The 2,503-nt window shown below is 40.1% G+C and carries 1 protein-coding gene; it reads right to left on the bottom strand.

The features are described from left to right. Positions 1 to 257 precede the first annotated feature (257 nt). The coding region (locus Q8907_16210) for a glycoside hydrolase family 3 N-terminal domain-containing protein (GenBank protein MDP4275812.1) at positions 258 to 2,503 on the bottom strand (2,246 nt) is incomplete at its 5' end.

Raw genomic sequence — 2,503 nt, 5'->3', positions numbered from 1 at the left:
TATTGGATTTCGCCACTACTTGTCTTCTATAGCATTTATTGTTATTTATTAAAGTTTCGCAAGTAAATATCTCCCTGAACGGAATAAAAATTAACAACGGAGATTTATTGTTCATCATGTCACATAGAAATATTGAGAAATATTCCTCTGTGTCTTCTCTGTGTAACTCTGTGTTATTGTATCGATTTATTACACAGAGTGCCACAGAGAAATCTGTTATAACCCCTTTATACTACTTGCGAAACTTAAATTATTTATTAATTAACCCATAAACTACCTTTTTGTCTTATATCTACAGATGAGCTCCCCACCATTATTTTGAATTCTCCAGGCTCTACTACCCTTTTCATCTCCCGGTTCCACAAGGATAATTGGTCTGGACCCAGTTCAAAATTAACAGTCCCACTTTCCCCTGGTTTAAGTGTGATTCGGTTAAAACCCTTTAAAGAAATCACAGGAGTTGTGACACTGCTGATCTGGTCACGAATATATAATTGAACTACCTCGGTTCCCTCAACTTTACCAGTATTTTTAATCCTTACGCTAATTGTTGCCTTCCCTTGCCCCGAAATTTTTGAAGGAGATATCTGCAAATTGGAATATTCAAAGCTGGTATAGCTAAGTCCTAGTCCAAATGGGAATAAAGGAGTGCTGGCCATGTCCACGTATTTATGCCCGGAAGTAGGTTTGTGGTTGTAGAAATAAGGGACCTGGCCTATAGAGCGAGGGAAAGTCATAGGCAACTTTCCGGAAGGATTTACATTACCCAAAAGGACATCTGCAATAGCAAGTCCCCCTTTTTCACCCGAAAACCAACTTTCAAGAATGGCAGGAATGTTCTGAGCCACCCAATTGATGGTTAAGGGTCTTCCATTAAATAAAACCACAGCAATAGGTTTCCCCGTCTGATACAATGCTTTAATAAGGTTCATCTGCTGTTCATCCAAGTCTATATTTGACCTGTCTTTACCTTCGCCAACGATTTTAGTATCCTCTCCTAATACAACTACAGCCATATCTGATTTCTTCACCAATTCCACCGCCTTATTCTGATACACATCAATATTTCCCGAATCCGGGACAAAACCCTTCTCAAAATTAATCTTCAGAGAATTCCCGGCTCTCTGTTTCAATCCATCAAAAATTGAGACTCCTTTACCATTCTGATTCGAGTATCCGCCCAGATAAGTACTTGTAGCTAAAGGTCCCACTACGGCAACAGACTGCACATTTTTATTAATTGGAAGAACCCCATTTTCATTTTTTAAGAGGCAGATCCCTTCCTGCGCTGCTTTAAGTGCTAATTCCTGGTTCCCATTGGTATGAAAGACTTTTGACGTTAAAGAAGTATCAGTATATGGATGGTCAAATAAGCCTAAGAGGAATTTCACTCTTAATACATCAGTAACTGCTCTGTTAATATCTTTTTCAGAAAGCATTTTATTTTGAATAGCCTTCAACATTGCAGAGTGAAAACCTTTATGATCAAAATCATAAAATTGCATATTCAATCCTGCCTTAAAAGTTTGAGACAGGGCATCGCTGGTATCGGCCGCCACCCTATGATTTTCCAGTGTCATACGGATAGCTCCCAAATCAGATAACACAAAACCTTTAAAACCCCATTCTTTGCGCAACACATCTGTAAGTAACCATTTGTTATCAACGCAGGGAATTCCATCCAATTCGTGGTAAGCGGCCATTATTCCCATGGCGCCTCCCTCCCGTACGGCTTTTTCAAAAACATATAAAAAAGTTGAACGGGCCTCACGTTCACCGATGCTCACCGGGGCTGTATTGCTTCCTGCTTCAGGTATTCCATGAACGGCAAAATGTTTGGGTTCAGCAATGACGGCATCATCCGAATTCAAACTTTTCCCCTGCAATCCTTTAACCATGGCCACTCCATTTAAGGCAGCCAAGTAAGGATCTTCGCCATAGGTCTCTTCAACACGACCCCAGCGTGGATCGTGGGGTAAACAAAGTACAGGGCCCAAAATCATATCTACTCCATGAGCCCTTGTTTCAGTAGCTATTACCCGTCCTATTCGATGGACCAACGAGGTATCCCATGCAGCAGCCAATTCAAGCGGAATAGGAAAGGTAGTGCTTCCATACCCTGAATACCCATGTAAACCTTCTTCGATAAATAAAACCGGAATCCCCAACCTGGTTTTTTCCATCGCATATTTCTGTATCTTATTTGTAAGTTCAGAACTTAGTGGATAAAAATCATGAATAGAACCTATACCTGTCCGCCCAATCATTTGGTTTACTTTCTCTTCGGAATATGAAGAAGCTTCATGACCATCCATAATGGCAACTTCTTTTCCCCAATACATGTCCAGCTGCTGAATTTTTTCATCTATAGTCATTCTTTCGACTAAATCACTAATGCGGTTCTCGACAGGCACTTTTGCATCCTGATAAGGATACTTAACTTTTTTAACTCCTCCTGCATAAGAATATAAAGACAGAGTTAATATCAAAAAGCAAGCAAGAT

Source organism: Bacteroidota bacterium, assembly GCA_030706565.1.
Taxonomy (GTDB): domain Bacteria; phylum Bacteroidota; class Bacteroidia; order Bacteroidales; family JAUZOH01; genus JAUZOH01.
The sequence above is the reverse complement of the archived record's forward strand: the minus strand, read 5'-3'. Positions and strand labels throughout refer to the sequence as shown.